The sequence below is a fragment of the Pseudomonas sp. MPC6 genome, assembly GCF_006094435.1.
In the GTDB taxonomy this organism is placed as follows: domain Bacteria; phylum Pseudomonadota; class Gammaproteobacteria; order Pseudomonadales; family Pseudomonadaceae; genus Aquipseudomonas.
Genome location: NZ_CP034783.1, coordinates 4,182,823 through 4,196,019, shown reverse-complemented (window position 1 = coordinate 4,196,019; position 13,197 = coordinate 4,182,823). Strand labels below are relative to the sequence as shown.

General features: G+C 61.3%; 16 protein-coding genes. 12 read left to right on the top strand and 4 right to left on the bottom strand.

The window, feature by feature from the left end:
- Nucleotides 1–4: 4 nt before the first annotated feature.
- Nucleotides 5–376, bottom strand: a complete 372-nt coding sequence (locus ELQ88_RS21345) for a DUF2784 domain-containing protein (protein ID WP_138969557.1) — start codon at nt 374–376, stop codon at nt 5–7.
- 159 nt (nt 377–535) lie between these two features.
- Between ELQ88_RS21345 and ELQ88_RS21340 the strand changes: the two genes are divergently transcribed.
- The 4 genes from ELQ88_RS21340 (at nt 536) to ELQ88_RS21330 (ending at nt 2,963) form a co-directional block, all read left to right on the top strand.
- Nucleotides 536–1,234, top strand: coding sequence for an AzlC family ABC transporter permease (locus tag ELQ88_RS21340; RefSeq protein ID WP_138967574.1), 699 nt, complete (start codon nt 536–538; stop codon nt 1,232–1,234).
- Nucleotides 1,234–1,545: an AzlD domain-containing protein gene (locus ELQ88_RS21335; RefSeq protein WP_167355130.1), complete on the top strand. Its 312-nt coding sequence runs from the start codon at nt 1,234–1,236 to the stop codon at nt 1,543–1,545. The genes ELQ88_RS21340 and ELQ88_RS21335 overlap by 1 nt, the downstream gene beginning before the upstream one ends.
- 66 nt (nt 1,546–1,611) lie before the next feature.
- A complete protein-coding gene (locus ELQ88_RS34375) occupies nt 1,612–1,773 on the top strand; it encodes a hypothetical protein (RefSeq protein WP_178084708.1) in 162 nt (53 codons plus the stop codon).
- 290 nt (nt 1,774–2,063) lie between these two features.
- Nucleotides 2,064–2,963, top strand: coding sequence for a polysaccharide deacetylase family protein (locus ELQ88_RS21330; RefSeq protein WP_128872108.1), 900 nt, complete (start codon nt 2,064–2,066; stop codon nt 2,961–2,963).
- A gap of 210 nt (nt 2,964–3,173) precedes the next feature.
- Here the strand turns inward: ELQ88_RS21330 and ELQ88_RS21325 are convergent, their stop codons facing one another.
- Entirely contained in the window at nt 3,174–4,058 is an 885-nt protein-coding gene (locus tag ELQ88_RS21325; protein WP_128872107.1) for a LysR family transcriptional regulator, read from the bottom strand.
- 127 nt (nt 4,059–4,185) lie between these two features.
- On the opposite strand from ELQ88_RS21325, the gene ELQ88_RS21320 reads away from it, so the two are divergent.
- The 8 genes from ELQ88_RS21320 (at nt 4,186) to ELQ88_RS21285 (ending at nt 11,611) form a co-directional block, all read left to right on the top strand.
- On the top strand, nt 4,186–5,334 hold the full coding sequence (locus ELQ88_RS21320; protein ID WP_178084768.1) for a muconate cycloisomerase family protein: 1,149 nt from the start codon (nt 4,186–4,188) through the stop codon (nt 5,332–5,334).
- A gap of 10 nt (nt 5,335–5,344) precedes the next feature.
- Complete coding sequence (gene catC, locus ELQ88_RS21315) at nt 5,345–5,635, top strand: muconolactone Delta-isomerase (RefSeq protein ID WP_128872106.1); 291 nt, start codon at nt 5,345–5,347, stop codon at nt 5,633–5,635.
- Nucleotides 5,636–5,690: 55 nt separating this feature from the next.
- Nucleotides 5,691–6,620 carry a catechol 1,2-dioxygenase gene (catA, locus tag ELQ88_RS21310; RefSeq protein WP_128872105.1) on the top strand — a complete coding sequence of 310 codons (930 nt, stop codon included), beginning with the start codon at nt 5,691–5,693 and terminating at the stop codon, nt 6,618–6,620.
- Between the two features lie 120 nt (nt 6,621–6,740).
- Nucleotides 6,741–7,700: an AraC family transcriptional regulator gene (locus tag ELQ88_RS21305; RefSeq protein ID WP_128872104.1), complete on the top strand. Its 960-nt coding sequence runs from the start codon at nt 6,741–6,743 to the stop codon at nt 7,698–7,700.
- A 256-nt stretch (nt 7,701–7,956) separates the two neighbouring features.
- On the top strand, nt 7,957–9,321 hold the full coding sequence (gene benA, locus ELQ88_RS21300; RefSeq protein WP_064677166.1) for a benzoate 1,2-dioxygenase large subunit: 1,365 nt from the start codon (nt 7,957–7,959) through the stop codon (nt 9,319–9,321).
- On the top strand, nt 9,318–9,806 hold the full coding sequence (benB, locus tag ELQ88_RS21295) for a benzoate 1,2-dioxygenase small subunit (RefSeq protein WP_138967572.1): 489 nt from the start codon (nt 9,318–9,320) through the stop codon (nt 9,804–9,806). The genes benA and benB overlap by 4 nt, the downstream gene beginning before the upstream one ends.
- 10 nt (nt 9,807–9,816) lie before the next feature.
- Nucleotides 9,817–10,830: a benzoate 1,2-dioxygenase electron transfer component BenC gene (gene benC, locus ELQ88_RS21290; protein ID WP_138967570.1), complete on the top strand. Its 1,014-nt coding sequence runs from the start codon at nt 9,817–9,819 to the stop codon at nt 10,828–10,830.
- 7 nt (nt 10,831–10,837) lie between these two features.
- Nucleotides 10,838–11,611 (top strand): 1,6-dihydroxycyclohexa-2,4-diene-1-carboxylate dehydrogenase, encoded by a 774-nt coding sequence (locus tag ELQ88_RS21285; RefSeq protein WP_138967568.1) that lies wholly within the window; start codon nt 10,838–10,840, stop codon nt 11,609–11,611.
- 2 nt (nt 11,612–11,613) lie between these two features.
- Here ELQ88_RS21285 and ELQ88_RS21280 read toward each other — a convergent pair whose 3' ends face one another.
- Together ELQ88_RS21280 and ELQ88_RS21275 are read right to left on the bottom strand one after the other, a co-directional pair.
- Nucleotides 11,614–12,000 (bottom strand): OB-fold domain-containing protein, encoded by a 387-nt coding sequence (locus tag ELQ88_RS21280; protein WP_138967566.1) that lies wholly within the window; start codon nt 11,998–12,000, stop codon nt 11,614–11,616.
- Between the two features lies 1 nt (nt 12,001).
- Nucleotides 12,002–13,186: a thiolase domain-containing protein gene (locus tag ELQ88_RS21275; protein WP_138967564.1), complete on the bottom strand. Its 1,185-nt coding sequence runs from the start codon at nt 13,184–13,186 to the stop codon at nt 12,002–12,004.
- Nucleotides 13,187–13,197: the final 11 nt, after the last annotated feature.

The window sequence follows — 13,197 nt, the reverse complement described above, 5'->3', positions numbered from 1 at the left end:
GTCATCACCCCCGACGCGACTTCCAGAGTCTGATCAGCCAGACATAGACCAGCACATTGATCACCAGCACCACACCGCCCAGCCCCAGCTGAATCGTCGGCGTCAGGCCGGCCGGGTAAATGACCGGCAACAGGTAATGTTCGATGAAGCCACCACCGTAACCGGTTTGCCCGGCCCCGTGGCGCATCAGGTTTTCCCAGTCGGTCAGCGGGCAGGGCCAGTGGAAGACCTCCACCGACACCCCCCACACGGCCGCGGGCAGGTGCCACCAGATCAGAGGGCGCCATTTGAGCACCAGCAGGCCGCCGAACAATACGAACAGAATGAACAGCAAGTGAAACAGCACCAGCCCGTCGGCGGCGATTCGGTACAGCATGTCGACACCCAGGAATGTTATCCCAATGGCGCCATGGTACTCGGGCGGGTGACGCAGGCGAACAATCGGCGCCGGTTGCGTGCAAGTGCGCAAGATTGTGCAAGCCATCAGGCGCGGGTGCTGGCACAGTCTGCAGTCTTTCCCTGGTTGCAGAGCGTTATGTCCAACTCACTCATGCCGCGCAGCGCCTTTCTGCGCGGCGCCGTGGCGATCCTGCCGTTGTCCCTGGCGACCGCGCCCTGGGGGCTGCTGGCCGGCTCCATGGCCATCGAAGCCAATCTCACGCCCCTGCAAGGCCAGGGCTTGTCGAGCATCGTGTTTGCCGGTGCGGCACAACTGGTGGCCATCGGTATGCTCAAGGGCGGTGCCGGGATCTTTTCGATTCTGCTGACCACTGTGCTCCTGACTTCCCAGCATCTGCTGTACGGGATGAGTCTGCGGTCGGTGATTTCGCCGCTGCCGGGTCGCTGGCGGGCGGGGCTGGGCTTTTTGCTCACTGACGAACTGTTCGCCCTGACCAGTGCGCATGACAAACAGCAGTTCAACCGTTGGTACGCCCTGGGCGTCGGCCTGACGTTCTACATCGCCTGGAACCTCTTCACCCTGGCCGGCATCGTGCTGGGCAGCAGCATTCCAGGCCTGGAGCATCTGGGGCTGGACTTCTCCATCGCGGCGACCTTTATCGCCCTGATCACGCCGGTGGTGCGCAATGTGCCGACCGTGGTGTGCGTGGCGGTTTCGCTGTTCTGCTCGGTGCTGTTCAGCCATTGGCAATGGGGTTCGGCGCTGGTGCTGGCGGGGTTGGCGGGCATGACGGCCGGCTTTGTCTGCAACAAACTTTATGGGGGGCGCACATGATGGTCTGGGCGGTGATTGTCGGCATGGGGATCCTGGTGTTCCTCAACCGCTACGTGTTTCTCGAACCCCGGTTGCCGCTGCGCCTGAGCAGCAATGCCCGGCAGTTCCTCGGTTTTGCGGTGCCGGGCATGTTGACTGCGATCTGCGGGCCGATCGTGTTCATGCCGGACAAACAGTTGAACCTGCAGTGGGACAATCCCTACCTGATCAGTTCGCTGGTGGCGGTGGGGCTGGTGCTTTACACGCGAAATACCCTGCTCAGCATGTTGTTGAGCATGGGCTTTTTCTTTTTGCTGCGCGGGTGGCTGTGAGCCGGGGACTCGAAACTGTTCTACGCTTAACGTTGATAACCGACCCCTTCAGGAAGAGAGGTGAGCATGGCAACTGACCAAAAGCGTCCGGATCCGGATGATGAAGACATGGATGAACCGACGGAAGAAGAGCTCGAGCGGCAAAAGCGTTCGTCGCCTACCTGGAAGCATCCTGACGACGGCAAAGAGCTTTCAGATCGCGACCAGGAATTCCCGCTGAAGCCCTGATCAATCTGCACATGCAACAACACCCCCGCTATTGAGCGGGATGCCGTGGTTGTAGGAGCAAGCTTGCTCGCGATGGACTCTGGAGCGCCGCGTTTAGCCAGGAACCACGCGTTATCGTTGTCGACCTTCGCTAGCAAGCTAGCTCCTACATTGAATGCCTCCACAGGCCTACACGTATTTCCAGTTGAACATCAGGATCTATCGCAGCGCCGGAACCAAACTCTGTGTACCTTGTTCCAACCTGCGCCCGCACAGACGTGTGGGCGCAACCGTCTGGCCCAAGGCAAATCATGAAACAGCTGGTCAAGGTTTTATCGGCGTTCGCCATCGCAGTCGGTCTGCTGGGGTGCATCGCTTCTCCCATCGAGATGACGCCGCAGACCGAGCAACGTCTGCGCGCGCAACCGCCAATCCGTTTCCTGCTGACCTTCGACGACGGTCCCAGCGCATCCAGTTGGTGGAATCCGACCGTGACCGTGCTCGACAGCCTGGCGCGCAATCCGCTGCAAGCGGACATCAAGGCGGTGTTCTTCGTGCAGACCCGCGCCTCACGGGCCGGCGGCAGCGAGTTGGGGCGCGAAATCATGCAGCGCGAACAGGCCGAAGGCCACATTCTGGGCTTGCACACCGCCACGCCCGGGCACAGCAATCATCGCTCGCTGGACGGGCCGGCACTGCAGCAGTCGCTCAGCAACGGCAGCGCCGATATTGCCGCGATCGCCGGAGCGCCGCCGACCCTGCTGCGTCCGCCATTCTGGAGCTACGACAAGCGCACCTTCACGGCTTATCGGCAACAGGGCCTGCATCTGCTGCTCACCGACCTGAGCGCCAATGACGGCAAGATCTGGGGTTTCAATGCCAGCCCCCGGCGACGGGCCAACATGCTGCGGCAACTCTCCGAAGTCCGTGAGCGCATCGCCCGGGGCGAGCTGCCGACCGTGGACGGCGTGATTCCGGTGGTGGTGACGTTCCACGATCTCAATCGCTACACCGCCCGGCACACCCGGGAGTACCTGCAAATCCTCCTCGACAGCGCCAGCGCCACCGGGGTGAAGTTGGCGCAGAAGCCGTTTTACGACGATACGGCAGCGCTGCAACGCGCCGCCATGGCCCGTACCGTTCGCGACAGTTCACAGGCGGTCAAGCTGCCGGGCATCTGGAACTGGCTCTGGAGCGGCAACCCCCATTGAAGCTCGCTGCGCGCTTCTAATGTAGGAGCTGGCTTGCCAGCGAAGCACTCAAAGACACCGCGTTGATTCAGGAAGACACGCGTTATCGTTGACGTCCTTCGCTGGCAAGCCAGCTCCTACAGGGGGCGATGGCGACCTGACAGCCGACCAATCCATTTCGACACTGCTGGAATCCCCCCGTAGGGCGAATGCGCTTGTCGCATCGCGGTTTCATGCCGATGGCAACAGCTCGTCGATCATCCGCAAGCAATGATTCAACCCCGGCGAGACGTCGCCGACACGCCGGCTGAGGATGATCGGCGAGGTGGCGTTGTCTTCCAGCAGCGGGGTGAAGCCAATGTCGTCGCGGTGCAGCAATTGCACCGAGGCCGGCACCAGCGTGACCCCGATGCCGGCGCCCACCAAGCCGATGGCGGTTTGCAGTTCATTGGTCCATTGCGCCACATGGATGCTCACGCCATAGGATTCGAACAAGGCGATCACATGGTCGGCATAGCTCGGCCGCGGATTGCCGGGGTACAGCACAAAGGGTTCCTTCGCCAGTTCGCGCAGGCTGATCGGCCCGGCCAGCAACGGGTGGCCGGCGGGCAGGGCGGCGACCAGCCGGTCTTCGGTCAACACGGTCTGGATGATGGCCGGGTCGTCGATACGGATCCGCCCGAAGCCGATATCGATGCGCCCGGCCTTGAGCGCCTGCACCTGTTGCAGGGTGGTCATTTCCGAGAGCCCGAGCTCCAGTTCCAGGGGTTCGCCGCTGCGCAAGCGACGAATCAGCTCGGGCAGGACGCCGTAGAGGGTCGATGGCGCAAAGCCGATGCCCAGCCAGGTCTTTTCGCCCAGACCGATGCGCCGCGTGTTGTCGCACACCTTGGCCAACTGTTCGAGCAGGGCGCTGGAATGCTCATGGAAAAACCGCCCGGCGTCGGTCAGTTTCAACGGCCGCCCGCGTTCCAGCAGCATGACCCCCAGTTCGTCTTCCAGTTGCTGGATCTGTCGACTCAGCGGCGGTTGGGCGATGTGCAGCAGCTCGGCGGCACGGGTGAAATTGAGGGTTTTGGCCAATACCTGAAAGTAACGCAGGTGACGCAGTTCCATGGAGCCTCCCGTTGGGCAGTGGTTGAATACCTTTAAGGTATCAAGCCAGACTAATTCTATATTGGCCGCCCGGAAAAAGCCGTACGAGAATCCGGATCAGAACTTCAAGAACCTGACGGGTATCGACATGCTTGCAACAGCCATTGAATCGATCGAGACGATCATCGTCGATCTGCCAACCATCCGCCCGCACAAGCTGGCGATGCACACCATGCAGAACCAGACTTTGGTGATCATTCGTGTGCGCTGCGCCGACGGCATCGAAGGCATCGGCGAATCCACCACCATCGGTGGCCTGGCTTACGGCAACGAAAGCCCTGAAAGCATCAAGACCAATATCGATCGACACTTCGCGCCGCTATTGCTGGGCCAGGACGCCAGCAACGTGAACGCCGCGATGTTGCGCCTGGAGCGCAGCATCCGTGGCAACACCTTCGCCAAGTCCGGCGTCGAAACCGCTTTGCTCGATGCCCAGGGCAAGCGCCTTGGCCTGCCAGTCAGCGAATTGCTCGGCGGCCGCGTGCGCGATTCCCTGCCAGTGGCCTGGACCCTGGCCAGTGGCGACACCGCCAAGGACATCGCCGAAGCGGAACAAATGCTCGACCTGCGCCGCCACCGGATCTTCAAGCTGAAAATCGGCGCCGGTGAAGTCAACCGCGACCTGGCCCACGTCATCGCCATCAAGAAAGCCCTGGGTGATCGCGCCAGCGTGCGGGTCGATGTCAACCAGGCCTGGGATGAAGCGGTGGCATTGCGTGCCTGCCGGGTCCTGGGCACCAACGGCATCGACCTGATCGAACAACCGATTTCGCGCAACAACCGCGCCGGCATGGCGCGCCTGAATGCCATGAGCCCGGCGCCGATCATGGCCGATGAGTCGATCGAGTGCGTGGAGGATGCCTTCAACCTGGCGCGAGAAGGTGCGGCATCGGTGTTCGCCCTGAAGATCGCCAAGAATGGCGGCCCTCGCGCCGTGTTGCGCACCGCAGCCATCGCCGAAGCGGCCGGCATCGGCCTGTATGGTGGCACCATGCTCGAAGGTGGCGTCGGCACCATGGCCTCGGCCCATGCCTTTGTCACCCTGAACAAACTGGCCTGGGACACCGAGCTGTTCGGCCCATTGCTGCTGACCGAGGACATTCTCGGCGAGCCGCTGGTCTATCGCGACTTCGAACTGCATGTGCCGAAAACACCGGGCCTGGGCCTGAGCCTGGATGAAGAGCGCCTGGCGTTTTTCCGTCGCGACAAATCATCCACTGTCCTTCATCACGCCTGAGGAGTGCATCATGCTGTTCCACGTAAAGATGACCGTGAACCTGCCGGTCGACATGAATCCCGAAATCGCCGCCAGGCTCAAGGCTGACGAAAAAGCCCTGGCCCAGCGCCTGCAAGAGCAGGGCAAGTGGCGGCACCTGTGGCGCATCGCCGGGCTGTATGCCAATTACAGCGTGTTCGATGTCGACAGCGTTCAGGAACTGCACGATCTGCTGATGCAATTGCCGCTGTACCCGTACATGGCGATCGAAGTCACCGCGATGTGCCGGCATCCTTCGTCGATTCGCGAAGATGACCGCTGAACCCAGCCTGTTCAGTTCGCTACGCTTATAATTACAAGATGAGGAACCCACCAAAATGAACGTCAAGATTTCCCACACTGCCGAAGTACAAAAGTTTCTCGAAGAGGCCAGCGGCCTGCTCAACGATGCAGGCAACCCGCGCACCAAGGCCCTGGTCTACCGCATCCTGCGTGACTCGGTGAATATCATCGAAGACCTGGCCGTAACCCCGGAAGAGTTCTGGAAAGCCGTCAACTACCTCAACGTGCTGGGTGCGCGCCAGGAGGCAGGATTGCTGGTGGCCGGGATCGGTCTCGAGCATTATCTCGACCTGCTGATGGACGCCGAAGACGAGCAGGCCGGCAAGGCTGGCGGCACTCCGCGCACCATCGAAGGGCCGCTGTACGTGGCGGGTGCACCGCTGTCGGAAGGCGAAGCACGCCTGGATGACGGCGTCGATCCGGGTGTGGTGCTGTTCATGCAGGGCCAGGTCAAGAACACCGCCGGCGAACCCTTGGCCGGTGCGGTGGTGGATGTCTGGCACGCCAACACCGGCGGCACCTACTCTTACTTCGATACCACGCAGTCGGAGTTCAACCTGCGTCGGCGCATCGTCACCGATGCCGAAGGTCGCTATCGTTTCCGCAGCATCGTGCCGTCGGGCTACGGTTGCCCGCCGGACGGTCCGACCCAGCAGCTGCTCGATCAACTGGGCCGTCATGGCCAGCGCCCGGCGCATGTGCACTTCTTCATTTCCGCGCCGGACCATCGCCACCTGACCACCCAGATCAACCTGGATGGCGATCAATACCTGCATGACGATTTTGCCTATGCCACCCGTGACGAGCTGATCGCCAAAATCACCTTCAGCGACGATCAAGAGCGGGCAGCGGCCCATGGCGTGACCGGTCGTTTTGCCGAAATCGACTTCGATTTCACTTTGCAGACCTCCGCACAACCCGATGAACAGCAGCGTCACGAGCGGGTTCGCGCACTCGAGGACTGATATCCTTAGGTAGCGGGACCGGGCCACGAGATAACCGACCGTTTATCTCGTGGCTTTGCTTGTGACGAGCTCTGCCCCGCAAGACCCGCAGCACCCTATAACAACAACGAGAGTGACCCGATGATGCAAGCGCAATTGTTGAGTCAGCGCAGCACCGTATTCGACCATGCCGATCCTTACGCGGTGTCGGGCTACGTCAATCAGCACGTCGGTAACCATTGCATCCTGATGCCCCGGGCCGGGCGACCGCTGGCCAGCCTCAATCACCGCAAATTTGCCAGCCTCGACCTCTGCCGCATCAGCTATGGCGGTAGCGTACGGGTCACCTCCGGCGCCCTGGAAAGCATCTATCACCTGCAGGTATTGCTGCAAGGCAACTGCCTGTGGCGCGGCCATGGCCAGGAACACTACTTTGCCCCTGGCGAATTGCTGTTGATCAACCCCGACGATCCGGTGGACCTGACTTACTCCGACGATTGCGAGAAATTCATCCTCAAGGTGCCCACGACATTGTTCGAGTCGGTGTGCGACGAACAGCGTTGGCGGTACCCGGGGCAGGGCGTGCGGTTCCTGGAGAACCGCTATCAGCTCGACGAACTTGAAGGTTTTGTCGGTTTGCTGGCGATGATTTGCCAGGAAGCCGAGGCCACCGAGCAAATTCCCAAAGTGCAGGAGCACTACGCGCAGATCATCGTCAGCAAGATGCTCAGCCTGATGAAGACCAACGTCAGCCGGATCAGTCTTGGCTCGCAGACGGCCACGTTCGAGGTGATTGCCGACTACATCGATCGTCACCTCAAGCAGGACATCGATAGCGAAGAGTTGGCCCGCCAGGCGCGGATGAGCCTGCGTTCGCTGTATGGCTTGTTCGAACGCAACGCCGGTACCACGCCGAAAAACTACATCCGGCAAAAGCGCCTCGAACGCATCAAGGCCTGCCTGAGCGACCCGACCTGTAACGTGCGCAATGTCACGGAGGTGGCCATGGATTACGGCTTCCTGCACCTGGGACGGTTTTCGGACAACTACCGCAAGCAATTCGGCGAATTGCCTTCGGACACCCTCAAGCGCCGGCACTGACCTTCTATCATCTCGACACAGATCAGCTGTAGGAGCTGGCTTGCCAGCGAAGGCGGCCTCAAGCCTTGCATCGCCCATGCAGACGCCTTCGCCAGCAAGCCGGCTCCTGCGGTCCGCATGCACCGCCGATTCAACGGCAGTATCTAGTCCCTTGGGGCTGCACTAAACGGATACAGGTCTGCACCCAGCGGATAGTCCGAACCATCCCCCCGTCCTAGCATGGTCCTGCCTGACAATAACAATGGAGGCGGTGGCCATGACCCTGCGACCCGAATACCTGCATTCCCTGCTTGAAGACGATCCAGAGCAGGGCATCTATCGCTGCAAACGCGAGATGTTCACCGACCCGCGGCTGTTTGACCTCGAGATGAAACACATCTTCGAAGGCAACTGGCTGTATCTCGCCCACGAAAGCCAGATTCCCAACAAAAACGATTTCTACACCACCACCATGGGGCGCCAGTCGATCTTCATCGCGCGCAACAAGGACGGTGTGCTCAACGCATTCCTCAACGCCTGCAGCCATCGCGGCGCGACGCTGTGCCGGCACAAGTCCGGCAACAAGAGCTCCTACACCTGTCCGTTCCACGGCTGGACCTTCAACAACTCCGGCAAGCTGCTCAAGGTCAAGGATCCGGCCGAAGCGGGCTACCCGGCCAGCTTCAACTGCGAAGGCTCCCACGACCTGACCAAGGTCGCGCGTTTCGAATCCTATCGCGGCTTCCTGTTCGGCAGCCTCAACGCTGATGTGTTGCCGCTGGTCGAGCACCTGGGCGAGTCGGCGAAGATCATCGACATGATCGTCGACCAGTCCGCCGATGGCCTGGAAGTGCTGCGCGGTTCCTCCAGCTACATCTACGAAGGCAACTGGAAACTCACCGCCGAAAACGGCGCCGACGGCTATCACGTCAGCTCCGTGCACTGGAACTACGCCGCGACCCAGAACCAGCGCAAGCAGCGCGAGGCCGGCGATGACAATCCGACCATGAGCGCCGGCAGCTGGGCCAAGCAGGGCGGTGGTTTCTACTCCTTCGACAAGGGCCACATGCTGCTCTGGACCCGCTGGGCCAACCCTGAGGACCGTCCGCTGTACGAGCGTCGCGACGAACTGGCCCAGGACTTCGGCAAGGCTCGCGCCGACTGGATGATCGAGAACTCGCGCAACCTGTGCCTGTACCCGAACGTGTACCTGATGGACCAGTTCAGCTCGCAGATCCGTATCGCCCGGCCGATTTCGGTCAACCGCACGGAAATCACCATTTACTGCATCGCCCCCAAAGGTGAAAGCGATCACGCCCGTTCGAGCCGGATCCGCCAGTACGAGGATTTCTTCAACGTCAGCGGCATGGCCACCCCGGACGACCTGGAAGAGTTCCGCTCCTGCCAGACCAGTTACGAGGGCAGCGCGACGGCCTGGAACGACATGTCCCGTGGTGCCGAGCACTGGGTCGAAGGCGCCGATGAGGCCGCGAAGGAAATCGACCTGCATCCGCTGCTCAGCGGCGTGCGCACCGAAGACGAAGGCCTGTTCGTGCTGCAGCACAAATATTGGCAGCAGACCATGCTCAAGGCCTTGGCCGCAGAGCAGTCCGACCTGATTGCAGTGGAGGCCGTGCAATGACTATCACCTATGAAGCCGTGCGCGACTTCCTCTATCGCGAAGCCCGCTACCTCGATGACCGGCAATGGGATGAATGGCTGGAATTGTATGCAGTGGACGCCACCTACTGGATGCCGTCCTGGGACGACAACGACGAGTTGACCGAAGACCCGCAGCGGGAAATCTCGCTGATCTGGTACGGCAACCGCACCGGCCTGGAAGACCGCGTGTTCCGGATCAAGACCGAGCGCTCCAGCGCCACCATGCCGGACACCCGCACGTCCCACAACATCAGCAACATCGAGCTGCTCGAACAGGCCGACGGATTGTGCAAGGTGCGCTTCAACTGGCACACCCTGAGCTTTCGCTACAAGACCGTCGACAGCTATTTCGGCAGCAGCTTCTACACCCTGGATGTGCGCGGTGAGAACCCGCTGATCAAGGCCAAGAAAGTGATCCTGAAGAACGACTACGTTCGCCAGGTCATCGATGTTTACCATTTGTGAGGCTGCCGTCATGACCCATTCCATTGCGTTCAACTTCGAAGACGGTGTCACCCGCTTTATCGACGCCAATGCCGGTGAAACCGTGGCCGATGCCGCGTACCGCCAGGGCATCAACATTCCGCTGGACTGCCGCGACGGCGCCTGCGGCACTTGCAAATGTTTCGCCGAAGCCGGTCGTTATGACTTGGGCGAGGAATACATCGAAGACGCCCTCAGCAGCGATGAGGCCGAGCAGGGTTTTGTCCTGACCTGCCAGATGCGCGCCCTGAGCGATTGCGTGGTCCGCGTGCCGACCTCCTCGGATGTCTGCCGCACCCGCCAGGCCAGCTATGACGCGACCATCAGCGCCGTGCGCCAGCTGTCCGACAGCACCATTGCGCTGTCGATCAAGGGTGAAGCCTTGAGCAAACTGGCGTTCCTGCCGGGGCAGTACGTGAACCTGGGGATTCCCGGCAGCGAACAGACCCGCGCCTACTCGTTCAGCTCGTTGCAGCGCGATGGCGAAGTCAGCTTCCTGATCCGCAACGTGCCTGGCGGCCTGATGAGCAGCTTCCTCACTGGCATGGCAAAGGCGGGCGACAGCATAAGCCTGGCCGGGCCGCTGGGCAGTTTTTACCTGCGCGAGATCCGCCGTCCGTTGTTGCTGCTGGCTGGCGGTACCGGCCTGGCGCCGTTCACCGCGATGCTGGAGAAAATCGCCGAGCAGGGCAGTGAGCATCCGCTGCATCTGATCTATGGCGTGACCAACGATTTCGACCTGGTGGAAATGGATCGCCTGGAAGCCTTCGCGGCCCGCATCCCCAACTTCAGCTTCAGCGCCTGCGTGGCCAGCCCCGACAGCCGGCACCCGCTCAAGGGCTACGTGACCCAGCACATCGAGCCCAAACATTTGAACGACGGCGACGTCGATGTCTACCTGTGCGGCCCGCCGCCGATGGTCGAAGCGGTCAGCCAGTTCATTCGCGAACAAGGCATCGCCCCGGCGAACTTCTACTACGAAAAATTTGCCGCCAGCGCCGCGTGAGGTACACATGAACAGATTTCACGAAAAAGTCGCGTTGATTACCGGTGCCGCCCAAGGTATCGGGCGCCGGGTGGCCGAGCGCATGGCAGCCGAGGGCGCGCAGTTGATCCTGGTGGATCGCTCCGAGCTGGTGTTCGAAGTGCAGGCGGCATTGGCGCCGGGCAGCCAGGTGCTGGCCCTGACGGCCGATCTTGAGCAATACGAAGAATGCAGCCGGGTGATGCAGGCCGCCGTCGAGCGCTTCGGGCGCCTGGACGTGCTGGTCAACAACGTCGGCGGCACGATCTGGACCAAGCCTTTCGAACACTACGAACCGCAGCAGATCGAAGCCGAAGTCCGTCGTTCGCTGTTCCCGACGCTGTGGTGCTGCCATGCCGCGCTGCCGTTCATGCTTGAACAGGGCAGTGGCGCCATCGTCAACGTGTCGTCCATCGCCACCCGCAGTGTCAATCGCGTGCCCTACGGTGCGGCGAAAGGTGGGGTGAACGCGCTGACCGCGTGCCTGGCGTTCGAAACCGCCGGGCGTGGCATTCGAGTCAACGCCACCGCCCCCGGTGGTACCGAAGCGCCGCCGCGGGCCATCCCGCGCAACGCCGCGCAGCAAAGTGCCGAGGAGAAAGTGTGGTATCAGCAGATCGTCGACCAGACCCTCGACAGCAGCTTGATGAAACGCTACGGCACCCTGGATGAACAGGCCGCGGCTATCCTGTTCCTGGCCAGCGACGAAGCGTCCTATATCACCGGCATGACCCTGCCGGTCGGCGGCGGTGATCTAGGCTAGTTTCATCCCTGTTCGAAGGGCACGAAGATCGGTACTTTCTGCCCGTTTGCACTGGCCGCAAAAGCGACTGTCATGCGTTGGCCGATGCGTAGCTTTTGCGGGTCATCGCAGGCTACGACTGAAAGCATTGTCGGACCTTCATCCAGCGTGACGTAGGCGATGCAATGGACCTGATCGTCACGCTGGCTGTAACTGAAGCTGTACAAGGTGCCGTCACCACTGGCGACTATCCAGTCGGTGCGTGTGGAGCCGGTAAAAGGACTGTGATCCCGGGGGTACCAGTAGGGCTTGCCGGTATCCAGGCAACGACGCAACAGCAATTGGTCATGATTGGCCGCGTCCCAGAAAGGGGCCGTTTCCACGCTGATGCAAGGCGCATTGATCTGCATGTCAGATTCTCTCCAGGATGACTGTGGCACTGCCGTGCCGTGAGCCCAACAGGCCCCCGGTGCCGTGGGCCATGGCGAGGGTGCAGTCGGGCAGTTGAACCGCTGGATGTGCTTCGCCACGCAGTTGGCGCACAGCCTCGATCAGTTTGGTCATACCGCCTCGGTTGCCCGGATGGTTATTGCACAGGCCTCCACCATCGGTGTTCACCGCCAGCGGGCCTTCGCCGCTGATCAGTTTGCCGTCGGCGACGAAGGCACCGCCTTTTCCCGGAGGGCAAAAACCGAGGTTTTCCAGTTGAATGAGCACCGTGATGGTGAAGCTGTCATAGAGTGAGGCATAGCGGATATCACCGGGTTTGAGCCCCGCCTGGGCCAAGGCATCGGCTCCCGACTGGACGCCACCCGAAGCCAGCAGGTCGAAGTAGCCTCCATTCAAATGCTGGATCGAATACCCGGAGCCGATCGGGGTGATCAGCGGTTTTTTCAGGGAACGGGCTACCGAGGGATGTACCAGGACCAGTGCACCGCCACCGTCGCTGATGACGCAGCAGTCCAGCCGTCGCAGTGAGGCCGCAACCAGGGGGGAGCTCAGCACGTCGTCCACGCTGACGACTTTGCGCAGCATGGCGTTGGGGTTGTGTCGGGCATGGTGTGACGCTGCGACCTTGATCCAGGCCAATTGTTCGGCGGTCGTTCCATGTTCGTAGCGATGTCGCATGGCACACATGGCGTATAGATTGGTGACCGCTGCGCCATAGGGCGTTTCAAACGGTGCCTCGCAGGCACTCTGCGCTTGGCCGAGTTGGCTGGCATCCGGTCGCAGACGCTCGGCCCGAGGACGTCCGGCCTGGGTGATCAGCGCCACCTTGCAGCGGTCTTCGGCGATGGCGCGAGCGGCTTGGGCCACATGCTGAATGTAGGAAGAACCCCAGCTTTCAGTGGTTTCGATATGTTGGGGTTTTATGCCAAGGTACTCGACCAGGGAAAAGGGACCCACACCTTGCGATGTCCAGCCGGGTACATCACCGGCGCAGAAGAATCCATCGACATCGGCGATACTCAGGCCTGCATCATCCAGGGCGCCACGAGCGACGTCGGCGTGCAGTTGGGCCAGGGAACGATCCACGGCATGGCGCGTGGGGTGCTCATAGGCACCGACGATAAAGGCTTTTCCTTTCAGGCTCATGATTGAAATAT